The following is a 13,433-nucleotide window of genomic DNA, read 5'->3' on the forward strand; positions in this document are numbered from 1 at the left end:
GCGCCAAAAAAACCGATAGTAACCAGCGATCACGCCAGCCACAGCCCGCATATCGGTCATTTGCCGGGACTAACGGCGCGCCAGGGCCTTTTGCAGTGCTTCGAGGGTGAGGTCGGAGCGTGCCTCGGCGGCATGCAGCTCATGCTCCCAGGCCACCTTGCAGCCGAGCAGGTCGCTGTGCTCGCGCACCTGCAGCAACCACTGCACGCGGTCATGCCAGTCGCCCAGGTCGCCCTGGGCCGCCTTGAGCAGGCGCTGCAGCTTGTTGCCGGCGTGTTCGAGTTGCGGGTAGGCCTGGTCGCCATAGCGCACCCGCTTGATCAGCAGGCGCAGGCGGTGGCGGTCGTGGGCAGGATCCGCCAGGGCCGTCTGCAGCTTGTGCCATTGCTTGTGCAGGCGCTTGTCGATGCGCTGCTCCAGCTTCGCCGCCAGCCCTTCACGGCCGGCGGCACGCAGGAACATCGGAAACGCATCGAGAATCGCCAGCACGCGGTTGAGCTGGGCGCTGGCCGCAACACCGGCATAGATGCGCGCCCTGCCCTCCTGGCGCCGCTCGCCTGCCTGTATGTGCCCGCGATGAGTCAACTGCGCCGCCAGCACCTCGCGGTCTCGCAGCGGCGTAGTCAGGGTGCCCAACGCTCCGGCCGACTGTTCGAGCTGCTCGACGCCCGGCAGGCCACGCAACGGCCGCAGCAGGCTGCGCAGACGCCGCAAGGTGATGCGCAGGTCGTGCAACGCCTCGCGGTCGGTGTCGGCGGCCAGGCGCTCGCGGCAAGCCAGCAGGCGCACCTGCAGGGCAAGGATCTGGCCGACCACATGATCGAGCATGGCGGACATGGGCAGCTCCTCGGTCAACGCCCGGCGCGGGATTCACGAATATAGAAACGGGCCTTCTCGGCCTTGCGGGTACAGCCCTCGAAGCCTTCGAACTGCTGCTGGGTCTTGGCGCCGGTCAACAACGACAGCGCCTTGGAGTAACTCACGGTGCCGGCAAAGCCTTCGGCCTTGGCCAGGTCCAGTTCCTTCCAGGCGGCATCGAGCTGGGTCGCGCAACTGTCGCGATAGGCCGTCTTGCCCGCGCAGCCGGCTAGGGCCAGGGCAATCAGAGGAAGGGTGATCCAGGCTTTCATCGGTAATACCTCGAGGGTGAAAAACTAAGGTGGCCGTTCGACGGCAAAGCAAACGAAAAGTGCCCTGCTCAGCGTAGTCCAGCGCGGACTACATTGAAGCACAGGTGGTAATGGGTGCATTGTTGGACCATGGTGGCACAGCGGCGGGGGAAAAGGTCATGGGCAAACGCGTGGCATTGGTGCTGGGCTCCGGTGGTGCCCGGGGATACGCGCACATCGGCGTGATCGAGGAAATCGAACGACGCGGCTATGAGATCGGCTGCATCGCCGGCTGCTCGATGGGCGCGGTGATCGGCGGCATCTACGCCGCCGGCAAACTCGACGAATACCGCAGCTGGATCGAGAGCCTGGACTACCTCGACGTGCTGCGCCTGGTGGACGTCAGCTTCCGCCTGGGGGCGATCCGTGGCGACAAGGTGTTCGGGCAGATCCGCAAGATCGTTGGCGAAATCAACATCGAGCAATTGCGCATCCCCTACACGGCGGTCGCCACCGACCTGACCAACCAGCAGGAGATCTGGTTCCAGGAGGGCTGCCTGCACCAGGCCATGCGCGCCTCGGCGGCCATTCCCAGCCTGTTCACCCCGGTGGTGCAAGGCAACCGCACGCTGGTCGATGGCGGCATCCTCAACCCGCTGCCGATCGTGCCGGTGGTGTCCAGCCACTGTGACCTGATCATCGCCGTCAACCTCAACGCCACCAACCAGAAGCAATACCAACTGCCGGTGATCGAGCGCCCGGCGGCATTCAAGATGCGCTTCGATGCCTTGATCAGTTCGCTCGGCTCGCGCCTGCCGTTTCGCCGCAAGCCGGCCGAACAGCTGATCCGCCTGGAGCAGGAAATCACCGCCGAGGGGCTGGCCAGCCCCAACCCGTGGCTCGCTGAAAGCGCCGCCCCCGAGGGCCAGCAGCCGGCGGCCGCGCCGCAGAGCGAGGGGGCGCCGAAATCGGCCACGGGTTCGTTCATCGTCGACAACGTCGGCCCCGCGTCCCTGCTCGACCTGATCAACCAGAGCTTCGAGGTGATGCAGACGTCATTGGCCCAGTACAAGATCGCCGGCTACCCGCCGGACATACTGATCAACGTGCCCAAGCGCGTGTGCCGGTTCTTCGAGTTCTACAAGGCGCCGGAGCTGATCGCCCTGGGGCGGGAGGTTGCGCGGGATACGCTGGACAATCATGAAGGGGTTCGGCGGTAGCTACGCGCGCGATCCCTGTAGGAGCGGCCTTGTGTCGCGAAAGGGGTGCGCAGCAGCCCCGGCGATTGCAGCGTCAACGCTGAAATCCTGGGGCCGCTTCGCGCCCCTTTCGCGGCACAAGGCCGCTCCTACAGAGGGAGAGAGAGGAGGCAGCAGAGCGTTCCGAACATCGGAAACGAAACAGGCCGCATACGCGGCCTGTTTCGTGATCAGCGCACCACTCAGTAGCGCGTGATGTCGGCACTGCCTTCAAGCAGCTTGCGATAGGCCGCGAAGTCCTGCGAACCGGCACGCGAAGCGAGGTAGCGACGGATCTGCGCCTTCTCTTCGTCGGTGGCGGCGGCGCCTTCGTTGACGCCCTTGAGCTGAAGGACCACCAGGCTGCCGTCGCCCAGGACCACGCTGCCGTAGACCGGCTTGTCCTTGGCCGCAGGCTTGCCGAGGCGGAACACCGCCTGCAGCTCGGCCGGGTCGATACCGTCCTGGCCGCGGGTGACCGCTTCGTGGACTTTCCAGCCCTGGCCTTCGGCCTTGGCCGAACCCTCACGCAGACCGGCGATCAGCTTGTCGGCCTTGGCCTTGAGTTCGGCAATCGCCTTCTCCTTGGCCAGGTGCTCGCTGATGTTCTTGGCCACGGCATCCAGCGGCAGTTGCTCAGGCTTGCGGTGTTCCTTGACGCGCAGTACCACCACGGTCTCCGGATCCAGCTCGATGGCGTTGCTGTTGGCGCCCTCTTCCAGCACCTGCTCGCCGAACGCAGCCTGGATCACCGCGCGGTTGGCGGTGATGCCTTCGCCGCCCTCGCGACCGAAGGCCGCCGAGGTGTGCACCTTCAGGCCCAGGTCCTGGGCCGGCTGGGCCAGGTCGGAGGCTTCGAAGGCGGTGTCCTCGAGCTGCTTGGTGGCCTCGACGAAGCGCTGCTCCACCTGCTGGGTCTTCAGCTCGTGGGTCAGCTTGTCCTTCAGGCTGGCGAAGCTCGGCACATCCGGCGCCTGCACGCCCAGCAGCTTGATCAGGTGGTAGCCGAACTCGGTGCGTACCGGTGCGGACACCTGGTCCTTGTTCAGCTTGTACAGCGCGTCCTCGAAGGCCGGGTCGTACACGCCAGGGCCGGCGAAGCCGAGGTCGCCACCGGTGTTGGCCGAACCCGGATCCTGGGAGAATTCCTTGGCCAGCTTGGCGAAGTCCTCACCCTTGTCCAGGCGCTGCTGGATCTCTTCGATGCGGGCCTTGGCCTTGGCATCGTCGGTCTTGTCGTTGACCTCGATCAGGATGTGCGCGGCATGGCGCTGCTCGCCCAGGTTGGCGATCTCCTTCTCGTACAGGGCCTTGAGCTCGCCGTCGTCGACCTTGACCTGGTCGAAGAAGGCCGACTTCTTCAGCTCGAGGTAGTCGATGACCACCTGATCCGGGGTCATGAATTCCTTGGCGTGCTGGTCGTAGTGCGCCTTGACCTCGTCATCGCTCACCTTGACCGCGGCCGGGTCGGCCTTGAAGGTCTGTGAAGCGAAATCGCGGGTCTGCTTCTCGAGGCGGGCGAAGGCCTCGACCTGCTTGTCGGTGACGAAGCTGCTGCCGGCAAGGCCGGTGCGCAGCTGGCCGATCAGCATTTCCTGGGCGAGCATCTCGCGGAACTGCATGCGGCCGTAGCCCATCTGGCGGATGACCGAGTCGAAGCGCTCGGCGCTGAACTTGCCATCGACCTGGAATTCAGGCGTCTGCAGGATCAGCTGATCCAGCGCGGCCTCGGAAAAAGCGAACTTGGCGTCTTCGGCACCCTGCAACAGCAGCTTGCGATCGATCAGCCCCTTGAGCGCTGCTTCGCGCAGCATCTTCTCGTCCAGCAGCGCAGGGTCGAAATCCTTGCCCAGCTGTTGCATCAGCTGGCGGCGCTGCATGTCCACGGCCTGGCTCAGCTCGTTCTGGCTGATGGTCTGGCCGTTCACCTTGGCGGCGTCCTGGCTATGGCTGGCGGCCTGGAAAATGGCCTCGAAGCCGGTCAACGCCATCAACACGACGATTAGGCCGATGATGGTCTTGGCAATCCAACCTTGTGAATTGTCCCTGATATTCTGCAGCATGCGTCCCCCAGAAACGGCTGTACCACTGCGTCGACAACCGCGGAGCGTGGGTAGAATCCTGATAGAAGAAAGGCGCATCCAGTGGATGCGCCTTCTCGAAGCGAGCGTGCCAGCGGGAACGTTTGCGACCCGCCGTCACGCGGTCGGCCCTGACGATGCCGGGCCGGCTGAAAGACGACTTAGTTGACGGCGTCTTTCAGGCCCTTGCCAGCCTTGAAGCCTGGAACCTTGGCGGCAGCGATCTTGATTGCCTTGCCGGTTTGCGGGTTGCGGCCGGTGCGCTCGGCGCGCTCCTTGACCGAGAAGGTACCGAAGCCAACCAGTACCACATCGTCACCTTGCTTCAGGGCGCCGGTGACGGATTCGATGACTGCGTCCAGCGCACGGCCGGCTACAGCTTTCGGGATGTCAGCAGATGCGGCGATAGCGTCAATCAGTTCCGACTTGTTCACTCTAAGTCCCCTTATTTCTCTATTGAGTTTGTTTCTAAGTATGTAATGAAAAGCTTAATGAAACGAGCGCTGGGTGGCCTGTTGACACTGGCGTGCCGTTTTATAGCAAGGGGCCGAAAATGCTGTCAACCAAAGCCCCCCAGCGAAATACGTACTAGTGCGTGCTGATTCTTTCCTTAGCATCGCCGTCGCGCTTCTCATCTTTCGCGACAATCTCCGGAGCCACATCTGGCAAGGGCTCCGGGGCGTATTGCAGCGCAATTTGGAGGACTTCGTCAATCCATTTGACCGGTTTGATCTGAAGATCCTGTTTGATATTTTCCGGAATCTCCTTCAGATCGCGAACATTCTCCTCTGGAATGATCACCGTCTTGATCCCGCCGCGGTGTGCCGCCAGCAGTTTTTCCTTGAGGCCACCGATGGCCAGGACCTGGCCGCGCAAGGTGATCTCACCGGTCATCGCCACGTCGGCGCGTACCGGGATCTGGGTCAGGGCCGACACCAGCGCGGTGCACATGCCGATACCGGCGCTCGGGCCATCCTTGGGCGTGGCGCCTTCGGGCATGTGGATGTGAACGTCGCGCTTCTCGTGGAAGTCTGCGGCGATCCCCAGGCTCTGGGCACGGCTGCGCACCACCGTCTGCGCGGCGGTGATCGACTCGACCATGACGTCGCCGAGCGAGCCGGTCTTGATCAACTGGCCCTTGCCCGGGATGACCACGGCCTCGATGGTCAGCAGTTCGCCGCCCACCTGGGTCCAGGCCAGGCCCGTGACCTGGCCGATCTGGTCCTGCTGCTCGGCCAGGCCGTAGCGGAACTTGCGCACCCCCAGCAGCTGCTCGAGCTGCTCGCCGCTGACCTTGACCTTCACCTGCTTGGCCCCGGTGTGCTCCTTGACCACCTTGCGGCAGACCTTGGCGATCTGGCGCTCCAGGCCACGCACGCCGGCTTCGCGGGTGTAGTAGCGGATGATATCGCGGATGGCCGAAACATCGACCTCCAGCTCGTCCTTCTTCAGGCCGTTGGCCTTGACCTGCTTGGGCACCAGGTACTTGACCGCGATGTTGATCTTCTCGTCCTCGGTGTAACCCGGCAGACGGATGACTTCCATGCGGTCGAGCAGCGCCGGCGGGATGTTCATCGAGTTCGAGGTGCACAGGAACATCACGTCCGAGAGGTCGTAGTCGACTTCCAGGTAGTGGTCGTTGAAGTTGTGGTTCTGCTCGGGGTCGAGCACCTCGAGCAACGCCGAGGCCGGATCGCCGCGCATGTCGCTGCCCATCTTGTCGATCTCGTCGAGCAGGAACAGCGGATTGCGTACACCGACCTTGGTCATTTTCTGAATCAGACGACCGGGCATCGAACCGATGTAGGTGCGACGGTGGCCACGGATCTCGGCCTCGTCACGCACGCCGCCCAGGGCCATGCGCACGAACTTGCGGTTGGTGGCGGCGGCGATCGACTCGGCCAGCGAGGTCTTGCCCACGCCGGGCGGGCCGACCAGGCACAGCACCGGACCACGGATCTTCTTCACGCGCTTCTGTACGGCGAGGTACTCGAGGATGCGTTCCTTGACCTCTTCCAGGCCGTAGTGGTCGGCATCGAGGATTTCCTCGGCCTTGGCCAGGTCCAGGCGCACCTTGCTCTGGGCCTTCCACGGCACCTGCACCAGCCAGTCGAGGTACGAACGCACCACGGTGGCCTCGGCCGACATCGGCGACATCTGCTTGAGCTTGTTCAGCTCGGCCTGGGCCTTGGCCAGGGCGTCTTTCGGCAGGCCGGCGGCGTCGATGCGCTTTTTCAGCTCCTCGACTTCGTTGTGGCCTTCGTCGCCATCGCCGAGCTCCTTCTGAATGGCCTTCATCTGCTCATTCAGGTAGTACTCGCGCTGACTGCGCTCCATCTGCTTCTTGACCCGGCCACGGATACGCTTCTCGACCTGCAGCAGGTCGATCTCGGCGTCCAGCAGCGCCAGCACGTGCTCGACGCGGGCCTGCAGGTCGACAATCTCGAGGATCTCCTGCTTCTGCTCGATCTTCAGCGCCATGTGCGCGGCCATGGTGTCGACCAGGCGACCCGGCTCCTCGATGCTGTTGAGCGAGGACAACACTTCGGCGGGGACCTTCTTGCCCAGCTGCACGTACTGCTCGAACTGCGACAGCAAGGTCCGCACGAACACTTCGGACTCGCGCTCGGCGGTCTCGGTTTCGTCGATCAGGCTGACTTCGGCGCGGATATGGCCGTCGACTTCGTTGAAACGCTCCACGGCGCCGCGCTGCTCACCCTCGACCAGCACCTTGACGGTGCCATCGGGCAGCTTGAGCAGTTGCAGCACGGTGGCGACGGTGCCCACGCGATACAGGGCGTCTTCGCCCGGATCATCGTCGGCCGGATTCTTCTGGGCCAGCAGGAGGATCTGCTTCTCGCCCGTCATCGCGGCCTCGAGGGCCTCGATAGACTTCTCACGCCCCACGAACAGTGGGATGACCATGTGCGGATAGACGACGACGTCACGCAATGGCAAAAGAGGCAAGTCGAGGGTGGTCTTCATGATTTCGCCTCTACAGCGGCCTTGGTGGCCGGAAACCGTTGGAAATGGTGCTTGGGGCTAATGTGGGGGCAGCCCTGGGAAATTACAAGCGCCCAGGCCATGAAATGCAAAAAGGGGCCTGAAAGGCCCCTTCTTGCGTGCTGCCCCTTGCCCGATCAGGCGTCGGGGGCGGCCTTGGCTTGCGGCTCGCTGTTCTCGTAGATGAGCAGCGGCTGCGACGAGCCTTCGATGACGCTCTCGTCGATCACCACCTTGCTGACATCCTTCTGCGAAGGAATCTCATACATGGTGTCGAGCAGCACGCCCTCGAGAATCGAACGCAGGCCGCGGGCGCCAGTCTTGCGCTCCAGAGCCTTGCGTGCCACGGCCTTGAGCGCATCGCTGCGGAACTCGAGGTCGACGTCTTCCATCTCGAACAGCCTGGCGTACTGCTTGGTCAGCGCGTTCTTCGGCTCGGTGAGGATCTGCATCAGCGCAGCCTCGTCCAGCTCGTCCAGGGTCGCCAGCACCGGCAAGCGGCCGACAAACTCCGGAATCAGGCCGAACTTGACCAGATCGTCCGGCTCGACCTCACGCAGCGACTCGCCGACCTTCTTGCCCTCTTCCTTGCTGCGCACTTCGGCACTGAAGCCGATGCCGCCTTTGGTCGAGCGGTTCTGGATGACCTTTTCCAGGCCCGAGAAGGCGCCACCGCAAATGAACAGGATATTGCGGGTGTCGACCTGCAGGAACTCCTGTTGCGGGTGCTTGCGGCCCCCTTGCGGCGGCACGGAGGCCACGGTGCCTTCGATCAGCTTCAGCAACGCCTGCTGCACGCCCTCGCCCGAGACATCACGGGTGATGGACGGGTTGTCCGACTTGCGCGAGATCTTGTCGATCTCGTCGATGTAGACAATGCCCATCTGGGCCTTTTCCACGTCGTAGTCGCACTTCTGCAGCAGTTTCTGAATGATGTTCTCGACGTCCTCACCGACATAACCGGCTTCGGTCAGGGTGGTGGCGTCGGCAATGGTGAACGGTACGTTCAGCAGGCGCGCGAGCGTCTCGGCGAGCAGCGTCTTGCCCGAGCCGGTCGGCCCGATCAGCAGGATGTTGCTTTTGCCCAGTTCGACTTCGTCGCCCTTCTTGTCACGCTGGTTCAGGCGCTTGTAGTGGTTGTACACCGCTACTGCCAGCACCTTTTTCGCGCGCTCCTGACCAATGACGTACTGGTCCAGGATTCCGCTGATTTCTTTCGGCGAGGGTAACTTGTGCGCGTTGCTCTCGGCCTGGGCTTCCTGCACCTCCTCACGGATGATGTCATTGCACAGGTCGACGCACTCGTCGCAAATAAATACCGAGGGGCCGGCAATCAATTTACGCACTTCATGCTGGCTTTTGCCGCAGAAAGAGCAGTAGAGCAATTTGCCGTTGTCCTCGCCGTTACGGGTGTCAGTCATTCGATCGATCCAATCCGGTAGGCTTGAAACACAAGATGAAGGCAATCGCTGGCTTTTTCAAGTCCGCGCTCGGGCGCAATCAGCGCCCGAACGCTCTGGCGCATTGCTTCAGGATGCCAGTTGCCGCTTGTCGTAGACCGAGTCGATCAGGCCGTACTCGGCCGCGCGCGCGGCGCTCATGAAGTTGTCGCGCTCGGTGTCGCGTTTGATGGTCTCGAGGTCCTGACCGGTGTGGTGGGCCAGCAGCTCGTTCAGGCGCGCCTTGATGTTGAGGATTTCCTGGGCGTGGATTTCGATGTCGGTCGCCTGGCCCTGGAAGCCGCCCAGCGGCTGGTGAATCATCACCCGCGAGTTTGGCAGGCAGTGGCGCTTGCCGGCGGCACCGGCCGCGAGCAGGAAGGCGCCCATGCTGCAGGCCTGGCCGATACAGATGGTCGAGACGTCCGGCTTGATGAACTGCATGGTGTCGTAGATCGACATGCCGGCAGTTACCGAGCCGCCCGGGGAGTTGATATAAAGATGGATATCCTTGTCCGGGTTTTCCGCCTCAAGGAACAGCAACTGCGCCACCACCAGGTTGGCCATGTAGTCTTCTACGGGGCCGACCAGGAAGATCACGCGCTCCTTCAGGAGGCGCGAATAGATGTCGTAGGCACGTTCGCCACGGGCGGACTGCTCGATAACCATCGGGACCAGACCGCCTGCGGCCTGGATGTCAGAGCTTTGCTGAATATAAGAATTGCGGGACATGTCCTGCACTCGCTCCCAAATAGTCATGGCTTGAATACGCACAAGCCAGCGCGAAGGCTGGCTTGTGGGGTTTCCTACGAGAGTAGCCTGTTACTCAGCGTCGGCAGCAGCCTGTGCTGGTTTGACGGCTTCTTCGTACGAGACCGATTTGTCGGTCACAGTCGCTTTCTGCAGGACAGTATCTACAACTTGCTCTTCCAGCACAACCGAACGGACTTCGTTCAGTTGCTGGTCGTTCTTGTAGTACCAGGCGATGACCTGCTCAGGCTCCTGGTAGGCCGAGGCCATCTCTTCGATGACTTCACGAACCTTGGCTTCGTCCGGCTTCAGGTCGAACTGCTTGACCACTTCGGCGACGATCAGGCCCAGCACGACGCGGCGCTTGGCTTGCTCTTCGAACAGCTCGGCCGGCAGTTGGTCAGGCTTGATGTTGCCACCGAACTGCTGGACAGCCTGCACGCGCAGACGGTTGACTTCGTTTTCCAGCAGGGCTTTCGGCACGTCGACCGGGTTGGCGGCCAGCAGACCGTCCATGACCTGGTTCTTGACCTTGGCCTTGATGGCCTGGCGCAGCTCACGCTCCATGTTCTTGCGAACTTCGGCGCGGAAGCCTTCCAGGGTCGATTCCTTGATGCCGAACTGGGCGAAGAAGGCTTCGTTCAGCTCTGGCAGCACAGGGGCCGATACGCTGTTGACAGTGATGGTGAACTCAGCGGCTTTGCCAGCCAGGTCGAGGTTCTGGTAGTCCTCTGGGAAGGTCACGTTGACCACGCGCTCTTCACCAGCCTTGGCGCCTACCAGGCCGTCTTCGAAGCCCGGGATCATGCGGCCGGAACCCAGCACCAGCTGGGTGCCTTTGGCCGAACCGCCGGCGAAGGCTTCACCGTCGATCTTGCCGACGAAGTCGATGTTGACCTGGTCGTCGTTTGCAGCGGCGCGCTCGACGGCCTCGAAACGGGTGTTCTGCTTGCGCAGGACTTCCAGCATGTTGTCCAGGTCGGCGTCAGCCACTTCGGCGCTCAGGCGCTCGACGGCGATCGACTCGAAACCGGCAACGGTGAATTCAGGGAAGACTTCGAAGATGGCGACGAACTCGAGGTCCTTGCCCTTCTCGAACGACTTCGGCTCGACGGCAGGCGCGCCCGCCGGGTTCAGCTTCTGCTCGACGATGGCTTCGTAGAAGGAAGCCTGGACCAGGTCACCGAAAGCCTCTTGGCGGGCATCGGCTTCGAAACGCTGGCGGATCACGCTCATTGGCACCTTGCCCGGACGGAAGCCGGCAACCTTGGCGCGCTTGGCAGTCTGCTGCAGACGCTTGTTGACTTCGTTCTCGACGCGCTCGGCCGGAACGGCGATGGTCATGCGGCGCTCGAGAGCGGAAGTGTTTTCAACAGAAACTTGCATGGATATTCCTCGTTGCACAGACGTTAGCCGGCGATAGCCCGACTCCAGAATCAAGGGCAAACATTCTAGTGACTCATCAAGCAGAAGTCACCCCACCTGGATTGTCGGCGAGCCGCGCCGGTCGATTTCCTTGAAAGGCCCGCCCGCCTTGGCGTCGAGCCTGTTTCATTCACGGCCGCGCACGCCCTTGTGGCGTGCGCGGTTGTAAAACCTTGTCAAACAAACAACAGCCAGAACGATCGTCCGCCTTACTGCGGATCGAGGTCGTTGAACTGGCAGTATTCTTCCCAGGCCATGCCCAGCGCCTCGGCCACCTCGCGATGCGTCTCCAGGCGCATGGCCTGCAGTTGCTCCGGCGACTCGGCGATCAGTTGCAAGGCATACTCCCAGGGCTCGACGCCCTGCTCCTGCGCCGCATCCTCGAACGCCCACTCGATCTGCTGGGCCTGCTCACGAGCATCCAACTCGCGGATCTCCTCGAGCAGCTGCGGATTGGCCTCGGCGAAACGTTGCAGCGCCAGGGCCTGGCGCGCTTCTTTTGCGATCATCTGCGCTATTCCTCTGCCGGCATCTCGGCCAGCCCTTCAACCGGCTGAAATCTATCAGCTTTTATCGCTCCGCCACCAGTAGCCACGAGGGCCGTACGGCAGAAACGAAAAAGGCGCCCGATCATCCGATCCGGGCGCCTTCTTCAAATATGGGGTGGACGATGGGAATCGAACCCACGACAACCGGAATCACAATCCGGCGCTCTACCAACTGAGCTACGCCCACCATAATGCAGTGTTGCGGTACAGCCTTACAGAAACATGGTGCGGACGAAGAGACTCGAACTCTTACAGCTTGCGCCGCTGGAACCTAAATCCAGTGTGTCTACCAATTTCACCACGTCCGCATGAAACTCAAAAACAAAGGCGCCGGATCATTCAATCGAGGCGCCCCTGCAGAATCTGGGGTGGACGATGGGAATCGAACCCACGACAACCGGAATCACAATCCGGCGCTCTACCAACTGAGCTACGCCCACCATATTGCGGTACTGCTTACTTGCCCAGGCCTTAATGGCGCACCCGGCAGGACTCGAACCTGCGACCATCCGCTTAGAAGGCGGATGCTCTATCCAGCTGAGCTACGGGCGCTTAAGCTTACAGTCCAGCCGAACAAACGAACCGCTTATTCTGCCCGACTTTGCCAACCCGTGCCAGGCAGTGCCCGACAAGTGCGGCGAATCTTATAGGCGACCCCGCAGGTCGTCAACACCTTTCGCAAAAAAATTTAAATTATTGAAGGGGTTAGGGGATTTGCCCGACCACCCGCCTTTGCCCTTGGGCCGTGTCGTGCGAGAATGCGCGCTTCTTATATATGTTCCCTTCTCGATGGTTAATCACGCGTCTATGACTGCACACCTAATCGATGGCAAGGCGATCGCCGCCAACCTGCGCCAGCAGATCGCCCAACGTGTCGCCGAGCGTCGCCAGCAGGGCCTGCGCACGCCAGGCCTGGCGGTGATCCTGGTCGGTACCGACCCGGCCTCCCAAGTCTATGTCTCGCACAAGCGCAAGGACTGCGAAGAGGTCGGCTTCATCTCCCAGGCGTTCGACCTGCCCAGCGAGACCACGCAGCAAGCCCTGACCGACCTGATCGATCGCCTCAACGATGACCCGGCCGTCGACGGTATCCTGCTGCAGTTGCCGCTGCCCGAGCACCTGGACGCCTCCCTGCTGCTCGAGCGCATCCGCCCGGACAAGGACGTGGACGGTTTCCACCCCTACAACATCGGCCGCCTGGCCCAGCGCATCCCGCTGCTGCGCCCGTGCACGCCGAAGGGCATCATGACCCTGCTGCACAGCACCGGCCAGGACCTGTACGGCATGAACGCGGTGATCGTCGGCGCGTCCAACATCGTCGGCCGGCCGATGGCCATGGAGCTGCTGCTGGCCGGCTGCACCGTCACCGTCTGCCACCGCTTCACCAAGGACCTGGCCGGCCACGTCGGCCGCGCCGACCTGGTGGTGGTCGCCGCCGGCAAGCCGGGCCTGGTCAAGGGTGAGTGGGTCAAGGAAGGCGCCATCGTCATCGACGTCGGCATCAACCGCCAGGACGACGGCAAGCTGGTCGGCGACGTGGTCTACGAGACTGCCCTGCCCCGCGCCGGCTGGATCACCCCAGTGCCGGGCGGCGTGGGCCCGATGACCCGTGCGTGCCTGCTGGAAAACACCCTGTACGCGGCTGAAGAGCTGCACAAGTAGGATGTTCCGGCAATGACGCAACGGCGCCTCTCGAGGCGCCGTTTTCGTTTGTGCACTTCATCCTCGTGGGAGCGGGCTTGCCCCGCGATGGCGATGGGGCTGCCGACGCCATCGCGGGGCAAGCCCGCTCCCACGAGTGCTATATCAGCCGATTCCGCTGCCAAGCTAGCCATTTCAG

At 62.6% G+C, this 13,433-nt stretch carries 11 protein-coding genes and 4 tRNA genes; 2 read left to right on the forward strand and 13 right to left on the reverse strand.

The window, feature by feature from the left end:
* Positions 1 to 69: 69 nt before the first annotated feature.
* Both ACZ899_RS10205 and ACZ899_RS10210 read right to left on the reverse strand, forming a co-directional pair.
* Positions 70 to 837 carry a CHAD domain-containing protein gene (locus ACZ899_RS10205; RefSeq protein ID WP_234562918.1) on the reverse strand — a complete coding sequence of 256 codons (768 nt, stop codon included), beginning with the start codon at positions 835 to 837 and terminating at the stop codon, positions 70 to 72.
* Positions 838 to 851: 14 nt separating this feature from the next.
* Positions 852 to 1,130 carry a hypothetical protein gene (locus ACZ899_RS10210; RefSeq protein ID WP_046854892.1) on the reverse strand — a complete coding sequence of 93 codons (279 nt, stop codon included), beginning with the start codon at positions 1,128 to 1,130 and terminating at the stop codon, positions 852 to 854.
* Positions 1,131 to 1,288: 158 nt separating this feature from the next.
* On the opposite strand from ACZ899_RS10210, the gene ACZ899_RS10215 reads away from it, so the two are divergent.
* A complete protein-coding gene (locus tag ACZ899_RS10215) occupies positions 1,289 to 2,329 on the forward strand; it encodes a patatin-like phospholipase family protein (protein ID WP_203647380.1) in 1,041 nt (346 codons plus the stop codon).
* Between the two features lie 221 nt (positions 2,330 to 2,550).
* On the opposite strand, the gene ACZ899_RS10220 is transcribed toward ACZ899_RS10215, so the two are convergent.
* From ACZ899_RS10220 to ACZ899_RS10270, 11 genes are all read right to left on the reverse strand, one after another.
* Complete coding sequence (locus ACZ899_RS10220) at positions 2,551 to 4,410, reverse strand: SurA N-terminal domain-containing protein (RefSeq protein WP_234562919.1); 1,860 nt, start codon at positions 4,408 to 4,410, stop codon at positions 2,551 to 2,553.
* Positions 4,411 to 4,589: 179 nt separating this feature from the next.
* Positions 4,590 to 4,862: a nucleoid-associated protein HU-beta gene (hupB, locus tag ACZ899_RS10225; RefSeq protein ID WP_011533117.1), complete on the reverse strand. Its 273-nt coding sequence runs from the start codon at positions 4,860 to 4,862 to the stop codon at positions 4,590 to 4,592.
* Between the two features lie 154 nt (positions 4,863 to 5,016).
* Complete coding sequence (gene lon, locus ACZ899_RS10230) at positions 5,017 to 7,413, reverse strand: endopeptidase La (protein ID WP_203647382.1); 2,397 nt, start codon at positions 7,411 to 7,413, stop codon at positions 5,017 to 5,019.
* A 155-nt stretch (positions 7,414 to 7,568) separates the two neighbouring features.
* Entirely contained in the window at positions 7,569 to 8,852 is a 1,284-nt protein-coding gene (gene clpX / locus ACZ899_RS10235; RefSeq protein WP_050705049.1) for an ATP-dependent Clp protease ATP-binding subunit ClpX, read from the reverse strand.
* 108 nt (positions 8,853 to 8,960) lie between these two features.
* Complete coding sequence (gene clpP / locus ACZ899_RS10240; protein WP_043213484.1) at positions 8,961 to 9,602, reverse strand: ATP-dependent Clp endopeptidase proteolytic subunit ClpP; 642 nt, start codon at positions 9,600 to 9,602, stop codon at positions 8,961 to 8,963.
* Positions 9,603 to 9,692: 90 nt separating this feature from the next.
* Positions 9,693 to 11,006 carry a trigger factor gene (gene tig / locus ACZ899_RS10245; RefSeq protein ID WP_203647383.1) on the reverse strand — a complete coding sequence of 438 codons (1,314 nt, stop codon included), beginning with the start codon at positions 11,004 to 11,006 and terminating at the stop codon, positions 9,693 to 9,695.
* Positions 11,007 to 11,254: 248 nt separating this feature from the next.
* Positions 11,255 to 11,554, reverse strand: coding sequence for a DUF6388 family protein (locus ACZ899_RS10250; RefSeq protein WP_028692638.1), 300 nt, complete (start codon positions 11,552 to 11,554; stop codon positions 11,255 to 11,257).
* A gap of 150 nt (positions 11,555 to 11,704) precedes the next feature.
* A tRNA-His gene (locus ACZ899_RS10255) sits at positions 11,705 to 11,780 on the reverse strand.
* Between the two features lie 36 nt (positions 11,781 to 11,816).
* Positions 11,817 to 11,901 (reverse strand) — tRNA-Leu (locus ACZ899_RS10260).
* Between the two features lie 56 nt (positions 11,902 to 11,957).
* Positions 11,958 to 12,033, reverse strand: a tRNA-His gene (locus ACZ899_RS10265).
* A gap of 35 nt (positions 12,034 to 12,068) precedes the next feature.
* Positions 12,069 to 12,145, reverse strand: a tRNA-Arg gene (locus ACZ899_RS10270).
* 255 nt (positions 12,146 to 12,400) lie between these two features.
* Here ACZ899_RS10270 and folD point away from each other — a divergent pair.
* Positions 12,401 to 13,255, forward strand: coding sequence for a bifunctional methylenetetrahydrofolate dehydrogenase/methenyltetrahydrofolate cyclohydrolase FolD (gene folD, locus ACZ899_RS10275; RefSeq protein ID WP_050705047.1), 855 nt, complete (start codon positions 12,401 to 12,403; stop codon positions 13,253 to 13,255).
* Positions 13,256 to 13,433 lie beyond the last annotated feature (178 nt).

The sequence above is a fragment of the Pseudomonas sp. TE31087 genome (assembly GCF_057284075.1).

Excerpts from the sequence above, each read along its gene's own strand:
- ACZ899_RS10205 (WP_234562918.1), bottom strand. The coding sequence starts at position 837 with ATGTCCGCCATGCTCGATCATGTGGTCGGCCAGATCCTTGCCCTGCAG.
- ACZ899_RS10210 (WP_046854892.1), bottom strand. The coding sequence starts at position 1,130 with ATGAAAGCCTGGATCACCCTTCCTCTGATTGCCCTGGCCCTAGCCGGC.
- ACZ899_RS10215 (WP_203647380.1), top strand. The coding sequence starts at position 1,289 with ATGGGCAAACGCGTGGCATTGGTGCTGGGCTCCGGTGGTGCCCGGGGA.
- ACZ899_RS10220 (WP_234562919.1), bottom strand. The coding sequence starts at position 4,410 with ATGCTGCAGAATATCAGGGACAATTCACAAGGTTGGATTGCCAAGACC.
- lon (WP_203647382.1), bottom strand. The coding sequence starts at position 7,413 with ATGAAGACCACCCTCGACTTGCCTCTTTTGCCATTGCGTGACGTCGTC.
- clpX (WP_050705049.1), bottom strand. The coding sequence starts at position 8,852 with ATGACTGACACCCGTAACGGCGAGGACAACGGCAAATTGCTCTACTGC.
- clpP (WP_043213484.1), bottom strand. The coding sequence starts at position 9,602 with ATGTCCCGCAATTCTTATATTCAGCAAAGCTCTGACATCCAGGCCGCA.
- tig (WP_203647383.1), bottom strand. The coding sequence starts at position 11,006 with ATGCAAGTTTCTGTTGAAAACACTTCCGCTCTCGAGCGCCGCATGACC.
- ACZ899_RS10250 (WP_028692638.1), bottom strand. The coding sequence starts at position 11,554 with ATGATCGCAAAAGAAGCGCGCCAGGCCCTGGCGCTGCAACGTTTCGCC.
- folD (WP_050705047.1), top strand. The coding sequence starts at position 12,401 with ATGACTGCACACCTAATCGATGGCAAGGCGATCGCCGCCAACCTGCGC.